This is a genomic window from Streptococcus sp. SO4 (assembly GCF_030440055.1).
Lineage (GTDB): Bacteria > Bacillota > Bacilli > Lactobacillales > Streptococcaceae > Streptococcus > Streptococcus nidrosiense.
Genome location: NZ_JAQFJI010000010.1, coordinates 34,038 through 47,624, shown reverse-complemented (window position 1 = coordinate 47,624; position 13,587 = coordinate 34,038). Strand labels below are relative to the sequence as shown.

General features: G+C 40.2%; 14 protein-coding genes. 6 read left to right on the top strand and 8 right to left on the bottom strand.

Annotated elements, in window-relative coordinates; translation table 11 throughout:
- Positions 1-2: 2 nt before the first annotated feature.
- From PCY08_RS07155 to PCY08_RS07140, 4 genes are all read right to left on the bottom strand, one after another.
- Positions 3-458 carry an NUDIX hydrolase gene (locus PCY08_RS07155; RefSeq protein ID WP_301559924.1) on the bottom strand — a complete coding sequence of 152 codons (456 nt, stop codon included), beginning with the start codon at positions 456-458 and terminating at the stop codon, positions 3-5.
- Between the two features lie 150 nt (positions 459-608).
- Positions 609-1,040 (bottom strand): SseB family protein, encoded by a 432-nt coding sequence (locus tag PCY08_RS07150; protein WP_301559923.1) that lies wholly within the window; start codon positions 1,038-1,040, stop codon positions 609-611.
- A gap of 22 nt (positions 1,041-1,062) precedes the next feature.
- Entirely contained in the window at positions 1,063-2,184 is a 1,122-nt protein-coding gene (gene mnmA, locus PCY08_RS07145) for a tRNA 2-thiouridine(34) synthase MnmA (protein ID WP_301559922.1), read from the bottom strand.
- A 196-nt stretch (positions 2,185-2,380) separates the two neighbouring features.
- Positions 2,381-3,007 (bottom strand): LysM domain-containing protein, encoded by a 627-nt coding sequence (locus PCY08_RS07140; protein WP_301559921.1) that lies wholly within the window; start codon positions 3,005-3,007, stop codon positions 2,381-2,383.
- Between the two features lie 241 nt (positions 3,008-3,248).
- Between PCY08_RS07140 and sdaAB the strand changes: the two genes are divergently transcribed.
- From sdaAB to PCY08_RS07125, 3 genes are read left to right on the top strand one after another with little or no spacing between them, the layout of a single operon-like run.
- Positions 3,249-3,920 carry an L-serine ammonia-lyase, iron-sulfur-dependent subunit beta gene (sdaAB, locus tag PCY08_RS07135; protein ID WP_001191178.1) on the top strand — a complete coding sequence of 224 codons (672 nt, stop codon included), beginning with the start codon at positions 3,249-3,251 and terminating at the stop codon, positions 3,918-3,920.
- Positions 3,921-3,928: 8 nt separating this feature from the next.
- The gene (gene sdaAA, locus PCY08_RS07130) at positions 3,929-4,801 is read left to right on the top strand and encodes an L-serine ammonia-lyase, iron-sulfur-dependent, subunit alpha (RefSeq protein WP_301559920.1); all 873 of its coding nucleotides are present in this window, start codon (positions 3,929-3,931) and stop codon (positions 4,799-4,801) included.
- Between the two features lie 23 nt (positions 4,802-4,824).
- Positions 4,825-5,466 carry an HAD hydrolase-like protein gene (locus tag PCY08_RS07125; RefSeq protein ID WP_301559919.1) on the top strand — a complete coding sequence of 214 codons (642 nt, stop codon included), beginning with the start codon at positions 4,825-4,827 and terminating at the stop codon, positions 5,464-5,466.
- Between the two features lie 86 nt (positions 5,467-5,552).
- Here PCY08_RS07125 and PCY08_RS07120 read toward each other — a convergent pair whose 3' ends face one another.
- From PCY08_RS07120 to PCY08_RS07105, 4 genes are all read right to left on the bottom strand, one after another.
- Positions 5,553-5,969, bottom strand: coding sequence for a DUF805 domain-containing protein (locus PCY08_RS07120; RefSeq protein ID WP_223338579.1), 417 nt, complete (start codon positions 5,967-5,969; stop codon positions 5,553-5,555).
- A gap of 152 nt (positions 5,970-6,121) precedes the next feature.
- On the bottom strand, positions 6,122-6,547 hold the full coding sequence (locus tag PCY08_RS07115; RefSeq protein ID WP_301559918.1) for a DUF805 domain-containing protein: 426 nt from the start codon (positions 6,545-6,547) through the stop codon (positions 6,122-6,124).
- Positions 6,548-6,810: 263 nt separating this feature from the next.
- Entirely contained in the window at positions 6,811-8,661 is a 1,851-nt protein-coding gene (locus tag PCY08_RS07110; RefSeq protein WP_301559917.1) for a nucleoside-diphosphate sugar epimerase/dehydratase, read from the bottom strand.
- Positions 8,662-8,731: 70 nt separating this feature from the next.
- Positions 8,732-9,562: a glycosyltransferase gene (locus tag PCY08_RS07105; RefSeq protein WP_301559916.1), complete on the bottom strand. Its 831-nt coding sequence runs from the start codon at positions 9,560-9,562 to the stop codon at positions 8,732-8,734.
- Positions 9,563-9,781: 219 nt separating this feature from the next.
- Between PCY08_RS07105 and PCY08_RS07100 the strand changes: the two genes are divergently transcribed.
- The 3 genes from PCY08_RS07100 (at position 9,782) to PCY08_RS07090 (ending at position 13,478) form a co-directional block, all read left to right on the top strand.
- Positions 9,782-10,948 carry an MFS transporter gene (locus PCY08_RS07100; protein ID WP_301559915.1) on the top strand — a complete coding sequence of 389 codons (1,167 nt, stop codon included), beginning with the start codon at positions 9,782-9,784 and terminating at the stop codon, positions 10,946-10,948.
- A 566-nt stretch (positions 10,949-11,514) separates the two neighbouring features.
- Entirely contained in the window at positions 11,515-13,011 is a 1,497-nt protein-coding gene (locus PCY08_RS07095) for a gliding motility protein (protein ID WP_301559914.1), read from the top strand.
- 41 nt (positions 13,012-13,052) lie between these two features.
- The gene (locus PCY08_RS07090) at positions 13,053-13,478 is read left to right on the top strand and encodes a hypothetical protein (protein WP_223338573.1); all 426 of its coding nucleotides are present in this window, start codon (positions 13,053-13,055) and stop codon (positions 13,476-13,478) included.
- Positions 13,479-13,587: the final 109 nt, after the last annotated feature.

Below are 13,587 nucleotides of genomic sequence, written 5' to 3'. Positions count from 1 at the left end.
TCCTATTCATTAAGATGGATGTGTCGTAATTGTCCGTCCCAATTTGGTAGGGCTGTTTTTAAAAAGGCTGGAACCAGCTGAATACCCTCAAGTTTATCCAAGTCAATCCACTCACAGGGCTGCATTTTCTCATCTTCCTGCATGGTCAATGGGGCATCTTCAAGCAAGTCCACCAAATAATGAAACTCAACGTTGTGATAGGAAACACCGTCCTGTTCAAAACGATTTTCAACCACAAAAGCTAGCTGACCAGCTTGAGCTTTGATACCCAGTTCTTCCCTCACTTCACGGACTACTGCATCTTCCGTTCTCTCATTGACTTGAATAGCTCCACCAATGGTGTAATACTGGTTCTTATCTTTAGTGACTAGAAGTTTGCAATTTTGGACAATCAAGGCTGTCGCCCGAACACCAAAAACTGTATTTTCTACTTTTGTCCGAAAGTCTTGTTGAATCATCTTTTTTCCTTTCCCTTAAACGACACAAAAACAGTCAAAACTCGTAAGAAGTGCAGGACAAAAAAGCCTGCAACATCCATGAGCTTTGACCATCATTTCTATTGCTTTTATTATTGTAGCAAATTGAGAACATTTGTCAATCTAAATGTACTATGATTGGCGAATTGCTTCAAAAGCTCCTTGGTCAATCTCAACTGGGGCAGAGAAAGCATCCAGAACAATCCCTCTCACAGGGAAACTCTCTATCCCTTCCGCAGCAAACAAACAGTCCGTAAGAGACAATTGCAACCAAGAAAAGCGGTCATAATAGTCTTTGGGGATGTCTTGAGTTTCTGAGAAGCAAGGATAAAAGTAGTCATCTCCCTTTTGCAGAATATCCGGTTTTAGGCGAGCACCTTCTTGTCCGTCACTCTCATCCATCAGAGAAGGATTGAAGGGAACCCAGACTTTAGCCTGCTTCAATTCCTTAAACAAGGCCTCTATCGACTCTGTCGTTTTCTCCCTCAAATACTCTTTTTTATAGTCCGAGAGAGTCATTAACTTCTCTTTTTTAGCCGTTTTTTTCTTAAAAAATTGAAACATTCTCATTCCTCTTAGAACATCTTTAAATGTACTGACAAACTTGTCCATCGCGGTAAGCATTGTCAATCAAACCGCCACCGAGACATTCTTCGCCATCATAGAAAACAACTGCCTGTCCTGGTGTAATGGCGCGTTGCGGTTCTGCGAAAATGACCTCTGCCTTGTCTCCTTTGACATGTACAGTCACCTTCGAGTCTGGCTGACGGTAGCGGAATTTAGCCGTACATTCGAGCGTAAATTCCTCTGGCATGTCACGAGTAAAGTGGACTTGACTAGCTTCTAGGCTGGTTGACATGAGCGAATCATGGTAGAAACCTTGACCGACATAGAGGATATTCTTGCTTAGGTCTTTTCCAACAACGAACCAAGGGGCATTGTCACCGCCGTGTTGACCACCGATACCAAGTCCTCCACGCTGACCAATCGTATAATACATAAGACCTGCATGTTCGCCCATATCGCGACCATCCACAGTCATCATGCGACCAGGCTGAGCTGGCAGATAGTTGCTGAGAAATTCTTTAAAATTCTTTTCTCCGATAAAGCAAATTCCTGTCGAATCTTTTTTCTTAGCAGTCGCAAGGCCTGCTTCTTCTGCTATTTTTCGTACTTCAGGTTTTTCCAAATGTCCCAGTGGGAACATGGTTTTTTGAAGTTGTTCTTGCGAAAGTTGGCTGAGGAAATAGGTCTGGTCTTTCCCATTGTCCACACCACGAAGCATATGAACGATGCCATCCTCATCACGCGCCACACGGGCATAGTGACCAGTCGCTACATAGTCTGCTCCCAAGGTCATAGCATAATCCAAAAAGGCCTTAAACTTGATTTCCTTGTTGCACATAACATCTGGATTTGGTGTGCGTCCTGCACGGTATTCCGCTAGGAAATACTCAAAAACGCGGTCCCAGTACTCTTTTTCAAAGTTGACAGAGTAGTAAGGAATACCGATTTGATCTGCCACTGCAGCCACATCCTTGTAATCTTCGGTCGCCGTACAGACGCCGTTTTCATCTGTGTCATCCCAGTTCTTCATGAAGATACCAATTACATCGTAGCCCTGCTCTTTGAGCAAGAGAGCCGTCACCGACGAATCGACACCACCACTCATCCCCACGACAACACGTGTTTTAGAGTTATCACTCATGGTAGTTCTCCCATCTATTCGTTTATTCACGATTGAAGGTCGTGTGTGCTTCACGATTGAAGGTCGTTTGAGCAGTTTTCATTATAACATGCTTGCTTAGAGAAGACAAGAAAGATGACAGAGGCCTTCAATTAGGAAACACGAAAAAAGTCGAGGAAATCCCTCGACTTTTGCATCTTATTCTGCTAGTTAGTTCTTAGTACCAACCGTTGTTAAGCCAGAAGTTCTTAGCAGCTGCCCATGAACCGTAACGTCCTGCAACGTAAGCATCTGCTACACGTTCTTGGTTTTCCGCTGAGTAGTCACCGTTCAAGTATGAATCTGTCAATTGGTAACGTCCGATGTAACGTCCGTTTGTAGCTGTGTAGCTACCGCCTGATTCTTTTTGAGCGATCCATTCTTTAGCTTCTGCTTCAGATCCGCTGACGGTTGAAGTTGATGCTGAAGTTTCTGTTGTAGCAACGGTTTCTTCTGCAACAGTTACACTTGCTGCTGGCGCTTCATAAGTTGTTGTGTCAGTAGCTGCAGGTGCTGCTACTGGAGCTTCTGCTGTCACAGCTGAAGTAGTTGAAGTTGCTGGTGCTTCACCATCAATAACCAATACTTGGTCTACATAGATCAAATGAATATCTTTAATCTTATTTTTTTCTGCCAATTTTTCAACAGTTGTATTGTATTTTTCAGCGATTCCTGATAGAGTGTCACCTGATTTTACTGTGTAAGTTGTTGTTTCTTGTGCAAAAGTAAGTGATGGTGCAAGGAAAGCAAGCGCTGCTGCTACTCCTACAAGTCCTGTTTTAATTTTGTTAGTTGTTGATTTCATATTAAAAGATTCTCCTTCTTTCTTATATTTCCATCATACCCTACTATTATTACTTTTTCTTGACGGTTTTATGTAGAAATGTTACAAGACTATGTTTTATTTCACTTAAATAGCCTCTTTTTGTTACAAAAGGCTTGATTTTATAGGCTTTATGGGGATTTTAGATATTTTATCATGGAATTGAGCGCTTGCATCTAATCTTTGATATAATAGAGTTAAGAATCTTTTTAAGGGGAAACAGATGCAATCACTTCGTTTTCAATCTGTCTTTGATATCATTGGCCCAGTCATGATTGGCCCATCTAGTAGTCACACGGCAGGAGCTGTTCGTATCGGTAAAATCGTCTCTTCTATCTTTGACGATACTCCAACCGAGGTCGAGTTCCAGCTTTTTAATTCTTTTGCAAAAACCTATCGAGGGCACGGAACTGATCTAGCCCTTGTCGCTGGAATTTTGGGAATGGACACAGATGATCCAGAAATTCCAAATAGTTTAGAAATTGCCCACAAGCGTGGCATCAAAATTGTCTGGACTATCCAGAAAGATAGTAACGCCCCTCACCCAAATACTACGAAAATCACTGTTAAGAATGAGCACAAGACCATCAGTGTGACAGGAATTTCAATCGGCGGTGGTAACATCCAGGTGACAGAGCTCAATGGCTTTGCCGTATCCCTCAACATGAACACTCCTACCATTATCATCGTTCATCAGGATGTTCCTGGTATGATCGCTCACGTAACAGAGGCCCTCTCTCGCTTTGACATTAACATCGCCCAAATGAATGTAACCCGAGAAAAAGCTGGTGAGAAAGCCATTATGATTATCGAAGTTGATAGTCGCAACTGTGATGAATCTATCGAAGAGATTCGTAAAATTCCTCATTTGCATAATGTCAATTTCTTTCAATAGGAGAAAATATGTTTTACTCTATCAAAGAATTAGTCGAACAAGCCGAACTTGATTTTAAAGGCAATGTTGCGGAACTCATGATTACAACCGAGTTTGAGCTAACCGGTCGTGAACGCGAAGAAGTCATCCTTCTCATGGAGCGCAACCTTGAAGTCATGAAAGCTTCAGTTGAGCTTGGTCTTAGTGAAAAAAAATCTCGTAGTGGCTTAACGGGTGGAGATGCGGCCAAACTAGACCACTACATCAAAAAAGGAAAGACCTTATCAGACTTTACTGTTTTGTCTGCTGCTCGTAATGCTATCGCCGTTAATGAACACAATGCCAAGATGGGCCTCGTTTGTGCAACCCCTACCGCTGGTAGTGCTGGCTGTCTTCCAGCCGTTCTCACTGCTGCTATTCAAAAGTTGAATTTAACTCATGAACAACAACTAGACTTCTTATTCGCTGCAGGTGCTTTTGGACTCGTGATTGCTAACAACGCTTCTATCTCGGGAGCCGAAGGTGGCTGCCAGGCCGAAGTCGGTTCAGCTTCAGCCATGAGTGCCGCTGCCCTAACTCTAGCTGCAGGCGGAACGCCTTATCAAGCGAGCCAGGCTATCGCCTTCGTTATCAAAAACATGCTCGGTCTCATTTGCGACCCAGTTGCAGGTTTGGTTGAAGTTCCTTGCGTCAAGCGGAATGCCATGGGAGCAAGTTTTGCCTTCATCGCAGCCGATATGGCTCTGGCTGGTATCAAATCAAAAATTCCAGTTGATGAGGTCATTGACGCCATGTATCAAGTAGGATCTAGTTTACCAACTGCCTTTCGTGAAACTGCTGAAGGGGGGCTCGCTGCCACACCTACAGGTCGTCGCCTTCAAAAAGAAATCTTCGGCGAATAATTTCATCATTATGAGGAGAATCAATGTCATCTATATCTGCTATCTTTTTTGACTTAGATGGAACGCTAGTGGATAGTTCTATCGGTATCCATAATGGTTTCACCTATACCTTTGACCAACTTGGAGTTTCTAGTCCTGGTGCCAAAACCATTCGAGGTTTTATGGGGCCCCCACTAGAAACCAGCTTTGCTAGTTGTTTACCAGCTGAGCAGATAGAGGAAGCCATCCAGCTCTATCGTTCTTATTATAAGGAAAAGGGTGTTTACGAAGCCCAACTCTTTCCACATATCAAAGATTTACTCGTAGAACTAGCTGAGCATTATCCTCTTTATATCACTACTACGAAGAATACACCAACCGCAGTTGACATGACTAGCAATTTTGGGATTGACCACCTCTTTGATGGCATTTATGGTTCAAGCCCTCAAGCCCTACACAAGGCTGATGTCATTCGTCAGGCTCTGGAAACTCATCATCTAGCGCCCGAAACAGTCGTTATTATCGGAGATACCAAGTTTGATATGATTGGTGCCCAAGAAACTGGCATTAAAAAACTAGCGGTAACCTGGGGATTCGGTGAGGAGAAAGACCTCATGGGCTATAATCCTGACTGGATTGCTCACCACCCGGCAGACATTTTACAGCATCTACAATTAAAACGTTAAACAAAAGACTCCCAGCCTAAAAGTTAGGTTTGGGAGCTTTTTGTCTGATCTTAATGAGGAGAATGACATTCCCCGTACTCGTCCAATTATTCAAAAGGGGAAACTTCTTCGCTTTCAACTTCTTTAGGTCTATTGATTGTTACTATTTCTACTTCCTTACTTGGCATGGCTAGCAGAACTAATAGAGCAAAACGTCCGACCATTGGAACAAAGTGAAGGAAGATAAAGGCCCAGTGGAAACCTCCATCACGCAAACGGCGAATCTTTAACGCTAAAGTAGGCAACAAAAGGAGTAGAGCCAAAATGGCATAAATACTGACAACCAATATAACTAAAGTAAAGTTCAGAGCAGGACCTTGGTTTATCTCTTTATTGAAGATAAGGATATACAGGGGTAGGAACAAGATATGATTCATCAACCAAACCCACCAATACTCTGGACGTGTTGAGCGTCCTACAAAATCTACATAACCTTTTAAAAAATTTATATAAGCCCTAAACAAGATATTTCTCCTTTTTAACAATGGTATACCAGCAAGCATCCACATAGTTTTAAAACACTCCCAAATCTATTTTTAGATATGGGAGTGTCAGATATTTGCTTAACAATATAAAGAAAACTCTAAAACAGTTTCACTTATAAAACCTAAACTTCTTAGTTTTTGTCTGATTCTTCGAATGGTGAAACTTCTACCACTTCTTCAGTTTCATTGATGGTTACTACTTCTACTTGTTTCGTTGGCATAGCTAACAAAACTAAAAGAGCAAGAGGTCCAACCATGGGAATAAAAATGATAAAGATTAGAGCCCAGTGGAAACCAGCATCACGTAGTCGACGAACTGTCAATGCAAGTCCAGGTAAGAAAAGTGCTATACCGAAGATCATATAGATAATAGCAATTCCACCCAAGGCCATAAGAGCCGCCTCATTTCTTGGATTTGCGAGTGCCTTAAAATATACTGAGTAAAAAGGGACAAGGAGAATCATATTTCCTAGCCAAATCCACCAATACTCTGAGCGTGTTGAACGGCCTGTAAAATCTACATAACCTTTAAAGAAATTCTTATATGCGTTAATCATAAGTTACTCCCTATTTTTTTAATTCATACGAAATGAAAATGAAAGAGCAAATTAGAAAGTTCGTTATAAACCATATCTAAGTACAGTCAAACGATGCAGACCTCATTTACTTTGATTTTCAAATAGTATAAATTTAGTTTACCATAAATGTTCAACAATGACAAGTTTGTTCAAAAAATTGGTAAAGGAGTAGCAGTTATCAAGAAAAGGTATAATTCCACTCACCTCTAACATGAAGCTAGGAATCATACCTTTTTACTTTTTTAATGAATGTGAGTTGTTTCGTTAGCAAAACTGATAATAGCTTGCTTCAACTCTGAACCTTGCAAGGCACGGAATTCTTCAATCTTTTGATTGATAACTTCAAGTGGCATGACATTAACCTTACCAACAAAAATCTTATCCATGACTTGATTATCAACTAATTCAGTAGATACCAACAACTCCTCATAGAGTTTCTCACCTGGACGAATCCCCACTTCTACAATCGGAATTTCATTTTCAGTACGTCCACTAAGAAGAACCATTTTCTTGGCCAAATCATAAATCTTAACTGGTTTGCCCATATCAAGGATAAAGACTTCCCCATCTTTAGCATAAGCTCCTGCATGGATCACCAAACGGCTAGCTTCTGGAATGGTCATAAAGTAACGAGTCATACGGAAATCCGTCACAGTCACTGGACCACCCTCTGCAATCTGACGCTCAAAGACTGGAATCACACTACCACGGCTACCAAGAACATTCCCAAAACGAACCGCACAATAGGTAGACTGACTACGTTGGTTGAATCCTGTAACAATCAACTCTGCCACACGTTTGGTAGCTCCCATTACGTTTGGTGGATTAACGGCCTTATCGGTCGAAATCATAACCATCTTCGGTACCTTAGCGGCGTCAACTGCCTTGGCAACATTGTAAGTTCCGAGGATATTATTTTTAAAGGCTTCTTTTGGATTACGTTCCATCATTGGCACGTGCTTATGGGCAGCAGCGTGGTAAACAATGGCTGGTTGGTACTGCTCAAATACTTGAAGCAAGCGATCGTAGTCTTGGATGTCTGCAATCACAGGAACATAGTCAATTCCTTGGAAGCTACGAATCAATTCATGATAGATCAGATAAATGGAGTTTTCCCCATGACCCAAGAGAACCACGCGCTCTGGATTAAAGCGACTAACCTGACGGCAAATCTCAGACCCGATAGAACCTCCTGCACCTGTCACTAAGATAGTTTTTCCAGTAATTTCTGAGCCTAGGCGTGACTCATCTAGTTGAATTTCTTTACGTCCCAAAAGGTCCGTAATATCGATTTTTTGGAAACCACCTACCTGAGGATGCAATCCTTGTACAACTGACTCAATCTTGGGCATCTTATAACACTTCAAGCCAAGTTGGTTACACATTTTTAGGATGCGTTCATATTCTGATGGATCGAGAGAAGGAATCGCAACGATAACTTTTTCAATCTGATGACGTTTAGAGAGTTCTGGCAACTGTTCATAAGATCCTAAGACTGGGATTCCACCTAGTTTTTGACCTTTTTTCTTTTCATCATTATCCAAAATACCCACTAACTCAAGATCACTCGTAGGATGTTGGTAGCTGTTCATAAAGAGAGCTCCACCGTCTCCTGCACCAATCAAGAAGGTACGACGATGTTCCCCTTCTCCATCACCCTTTTTGCGTCTTGAATAGATCAACTGCCAAGTAATACGTGGGAGCAAGATCAAGAAGGTGCTGAGCAAGATAAAGAGAACGATGAAACGCACAGAGAATAGTGGCAAGAAGGCATAGCAAAGGAGATAAGACAAGACACTGCTGACACTTACTCCAATGAATATCTTCATAAAGTCTGTGATTTTGCTATAACGACTAATGCTAGCATTGAGCCCCCAGAATCCAATCATGATTTGATAGAAAAGGAAGGTCAAGCTTGTATAGATGACATAGTCCACAGGAGCTGGATTGATCAATCCATAAAACAAGATATAAGAAACAATGATTGAGGAAATCATGCTGGCAGCATCAAAAATCCCCCAAAAGACTTGTTTTTGTTGTTTATTTAACACTTCAACAAGATCAATTACATAATCTGTCATTTTTTTATTCATGTGAATGGTATCCTCCTACACAAAATCACATTTTCTAGTAATTACAAGATATTTTTCTAAAACCGATTAGTTATTTGCTTTTTCTCAATAGTTTTAAAAATATAAACTGTCGGACAAAGCCTGGACATAGGGCAACGACAACTTGGATTAAAACACTTTTCAGATATTCGCCATAAGAAATCTGTCCACGCGCGTGCATTCTTTGACGTGCTTGGCGATAGAGTTTGAGATAGCGAAGGCCACCACGGCGTTCAAACATCCCTGCTCCCACGCGTACCTTACAAAGAATCTGATCCACATTCCCAGTCCGAGCACCAGCACTAATCATATTAAGCCAGAGCAAATCGTCTTCCATATAGAGCCCATCTTCATAGTTACCTGCCTTGAGAACCATCTCTTTTTTAAACATAACCGTCATATGATTAAAGGCACTTCTCATACGTTGGTAGGCGATAATCTCTTCGTGCTTAGTCGGCACACGACGGTAAGAAACAATTTCATCAGGTTGATCGATGAATTCTGCGATATGACCACCTAGCAAGTCCAAGTTTTCCTTTTCCATCAAGTCAAACTGTTGCTCGAAACGATCTTCAACAGCAATATCATCCGTATCCATACGGGCAATGACATCATACTGACACTGTAAAACACCATACTGTAGCGCCAAGCCCAACCCACGGTTTTGCTCCAGTGGACAGCGTTTGATTGGAATGCTTGACTGTGCTTCCAATTTTTCCAAAACTTGATATAGTTCAGGTGTCAGTGGACCATCTTCAACGATAACCACTTCACTAGGTTTGAGCGTTTGATGTAAGATACTTTTTACAGCCTCTTCTAAAAAGACAGGATTTTCTTTGATATAGACTGACATCAAGACGCTAAATTTCCTATTTTCAGACACAGTTTTTCTCCAATGTATATATTTTCTTTCACTATTTTATCACAAATTCCCAGACTTTCCTATTTTTATTTGAATCCCAGAAAAAAACTAGTAAATCTATCCTTCTTTTTTCCCCATGATTTCGCGCAACTAAGGAGCGGATTTTCTCGCACCATCTTGACATCTATTGGAAAAAGCCTTAAAATAAGCTGTTATTAAAATCAGCTTATTGAGGTTCACATGAAAAAACGATCACTCTTTTTTATTCTAGGAATTATCTTAATCGGAGCGGTCTTAAGAGCTCCTTTTACGGCCTTACCAACTGTTTTGGGAGATATTGCTCAAGGTTTAGGAGTTGAGGTCAGTTCACTTGGTGTTTTGACCAGCCTTCCTCTCTTGATGTTTGCTCTTTTCTCCTCTTTTGCAACCCGTTTGGCTCAGAAGATTGGACTTGAGCATCTTTTTACCTATAGTCTCCTCGTCTTAACCGTCGGTTCAGTGCTTCGTATCTTCAATCTCCCATTGCTTTATCTGGGAACCCTGCTCATCGGAGCTAGTATCGCTATTTTTAACGTACTTCTTCCTAGCCTGATTCAGGCAAACTACCCGCAAAAAATTAGTTTTCTGACAACGGTTTATGTTACGACTATGGGAATCGCGACAGCACTAGCTTCCTACCTCTCTGTACCCATTACTCAGGCAACATCTTGGAAGGGGCTGATTCTCTGCCTGTCCATGGTCTGCCTGCTAACCTTATTGGTCTGGTTCCCCAACCATGGCCACAATCATTTCCTAGAAGGGCATGAAGAGAAAAAAGAAAAAGAGAATATCCTAAAAAGCAAGCAAGTTTGGGCTATTATTGTCTTCGGTGGACTTCAGTCCTTACTCTTCTATACCAGTATGACCTGGTTACCAACCATGGCCATCAGTGCAGGGCTAGCTCATACGGATGCCGGACTTCTGGCTTCTATCTTTTCACTAATTAGCATTCCCTTCTCCATGACCATTCCAAGTTTAACGACGCGTTTGTCAAATCGTCACCGTCAAATCATGTTAACAATCATCTCTCTGGCTGGTATGTTAGGAATTGCCATGCTTTTATACCCAAGCAACAGTTTCTTGTATTGGTTGGTTGCCCATCTCTTGATTGGTACTGCTTGTAGCGCTCTTTTCCCTTACCTCATGGTTTGCTTCTCCATCAAAACCAGCTCTCCTGAAAAGACGGCCCAATTATCTGGTCTGGCCCAGACCGGTGGTTACATTCTAGCGGCCTTTGGACCAACTCTCTTTGGTTACAGTTTTAACATGTTCCAGTCTTGGGTTCCAGCGGTACTGATTCTTCTAGTAATTGATATCATCATGACAATCGCCCTCTTTATGGTGGATCGAGCGGATAAAATCCTTTAAAAAATTTTAGAATTTACTACAATAAACTCACTTTTCAAGCTAGACATCTGTCTGGCTTTTTTCTTTTAAAAAGGGTTGAAAGGCCTCCTCACAAGACTTTCGTTAAGCTAAAACATGCTATAATATACTTAGGAAGATTTATCGTTTAAATTTGATAAAGAAGACCATGATGGAAACAACTATACAATTTATCTCTCAATTGAAGGGGATTGTTTTGCCCCTAAAAACATCCATGTAGATTCCTCTAACTTTTTAAATGATATACCATAGTTACGCTATTTCAACTTTTTTACTGGTATCCTAAAAAGTAAGGACGCAACTTCAATCATTAATCTGATAAAGCTAGAATATCTAACAATCAAACCTTCCAAGGAGGTTAACCTTTTGCATCATAAAATCCTTCAATTCCCAAAATTGAAGGATAGCTCAGTCATTGAGAAACCAGAAATCTATCTAAAATAAAATCTTAAAGAACTTTACTTGTTTTAACTCAATTACAAACAAGTATTTGTTTAAAAGTCTAAAAAGACTATTGAAAATGTAGTAACATTTAAGGAGAAATTTTTATGCTAGCAAAAGTAGGGGACGTCTATTGTGTTTACAATTTCCATCTAAAAAAATACATAGCTTGCCAGATAACCAAGATCGAAGAGGGGGAGAAAAAGCCTCAGGCTGTCCTGTTGTCATTAGACTGGTCAGGAGATCAACCTCTTAAAGAAGAAGAGCTAGCTTCTTTGAAGCCACTCTATATAGATTTTATGTACTGGGAAAGAAACTTACATCTGTGTAATGTTGATCTTCATGTACCGTCAAATTATATTTTTATTGGGAATACAAGACCATTAACAACCGAAAGCACAAACACATATGCTATGTTTTGGGGGAATGGTTACGATATTTATAGGCAACTGAAATGGCAAGAAATCCCAAAAGAAAAAAGAGATTTGTTTAAGAAAGCAGATAAAAGCAAGGAAAAGGTTTCATTTGCAGGAAATGAGTATCGTATTTCTAAACACAATATCAATGATGAGTGGACGCCTTTTGAAGACGCATTAGAATTAAAAGTCTTTCCTTGTTTATCTAAGTTGGCATTAACTAAATGGCACAAAAATATATATGAGTATTTGCAATCGACTCCTTTTATTACAGAACTAGTTCTTGAAAATCATGGACAAACAAAACTGGATTTTTCTAAGACATCCATACATCGACTTTCCATTGATTTGACAGGTGTAGAGGAACTTAGATTGAACGATGATTTAGAGGAACTATTCTTATTAGGAGACATGAGAGACAATTGTCAGATACTTGTAAAAGACCATGGAGCCAGCTTACGATTACACCTTGATAACTCTCTACCCAAGGTGCTGGGATTAAAAGATTTAGGAGCTATCCATTGTTCAAACATCCTCGAAATAGACTTTGCACAAGTCTTGAATAACTATCCAAAGATTAGAGAATTGAGATTGTGGGGGAAACCTGGTCATATTCTCAATTTCCATAAATTATCAGAGTTCAAAGAGTTAGTCAATTTTTCAACTGTTGATTTGTTTGGCTTTACTGCAGAGGATATTCCTAAACCAGAAGATTTACCTCGATTAAGCATGTTTTGGATGAGCAGCTTACCAGAAGAGGCCGCTAAAGTAGCCAAAAAATATTATAAAAAACAGCAGGACAAGGGACTGAATCTTTGGATAACAAAACCGAGAAAAGCTGAATGGCTAGCCCAAAACCTAGACAATCCATTTCGCTCATGGGATGGACAAGAGAATATTTCAACCACAAACGCAAAAAAAGCAGCCTCTCTATATAGGAAGACTAGAGCGAGTGTTATAAAGCTTCTAGAAAACCCCAACGAGGACACTATGGAACACATAGAAGCCCTCATAAGAGAGTATACTCAAGGTTTCAATAAAATGGACAAGCGTAACTGTTTTATTGAAACAATCGAGAGAGAGGATATCTATGATGCCCTGGTTGAAATCTTAGATTTACTACCTGAAGATTTAGGAATGGACAAAGAAAAATTTATAGAAATCTTTGATGAGCTAAAGGATTTTTAAATGAGAAGCCTTTCTAGTTCATTCTTGAAACGGAGATTATCATGACTAACTTTATACAGACTATCACAGTAGAAAATCGGCAGGTCGACAAAGAAAATTACTTTACAATAGGCTACTCTCCTGAGATAGAAAAATCTTTACTGTGTGTTTATATTTCTTGGATTGCTGGTTATGACCGCTATTACGAGTTAGATGATGGAGATTTGGCTCTCTTTGAAAAGAAACGAGAAGCATTTCTCAAAAAATATGAAAAAGAAATCAAGGCTTATCGGACTGAAAGATTGATTGGTTCTGGGGCCTTGAGGGATTACAATTTCAGATCTTTACCTGAGAATATCTTAAAAAACTTGGATAGCTATCCTCCATTTAACGGATATGTCTATCAAAACGGCATCCTCTGTGCCAAAATCAAGATTGAAGACAAGTATTTTTATCTACCGCCCATTTATGATGAGAATTACAGATAGGCATTGCCTCAAAGTGATGCAAAACATCCTCCAATCTTCTAGTTTTCACTAGAAGATTTTTTATATATAAAATTTTTACACATATTGCTTGACAAGGCTTACATTTAGA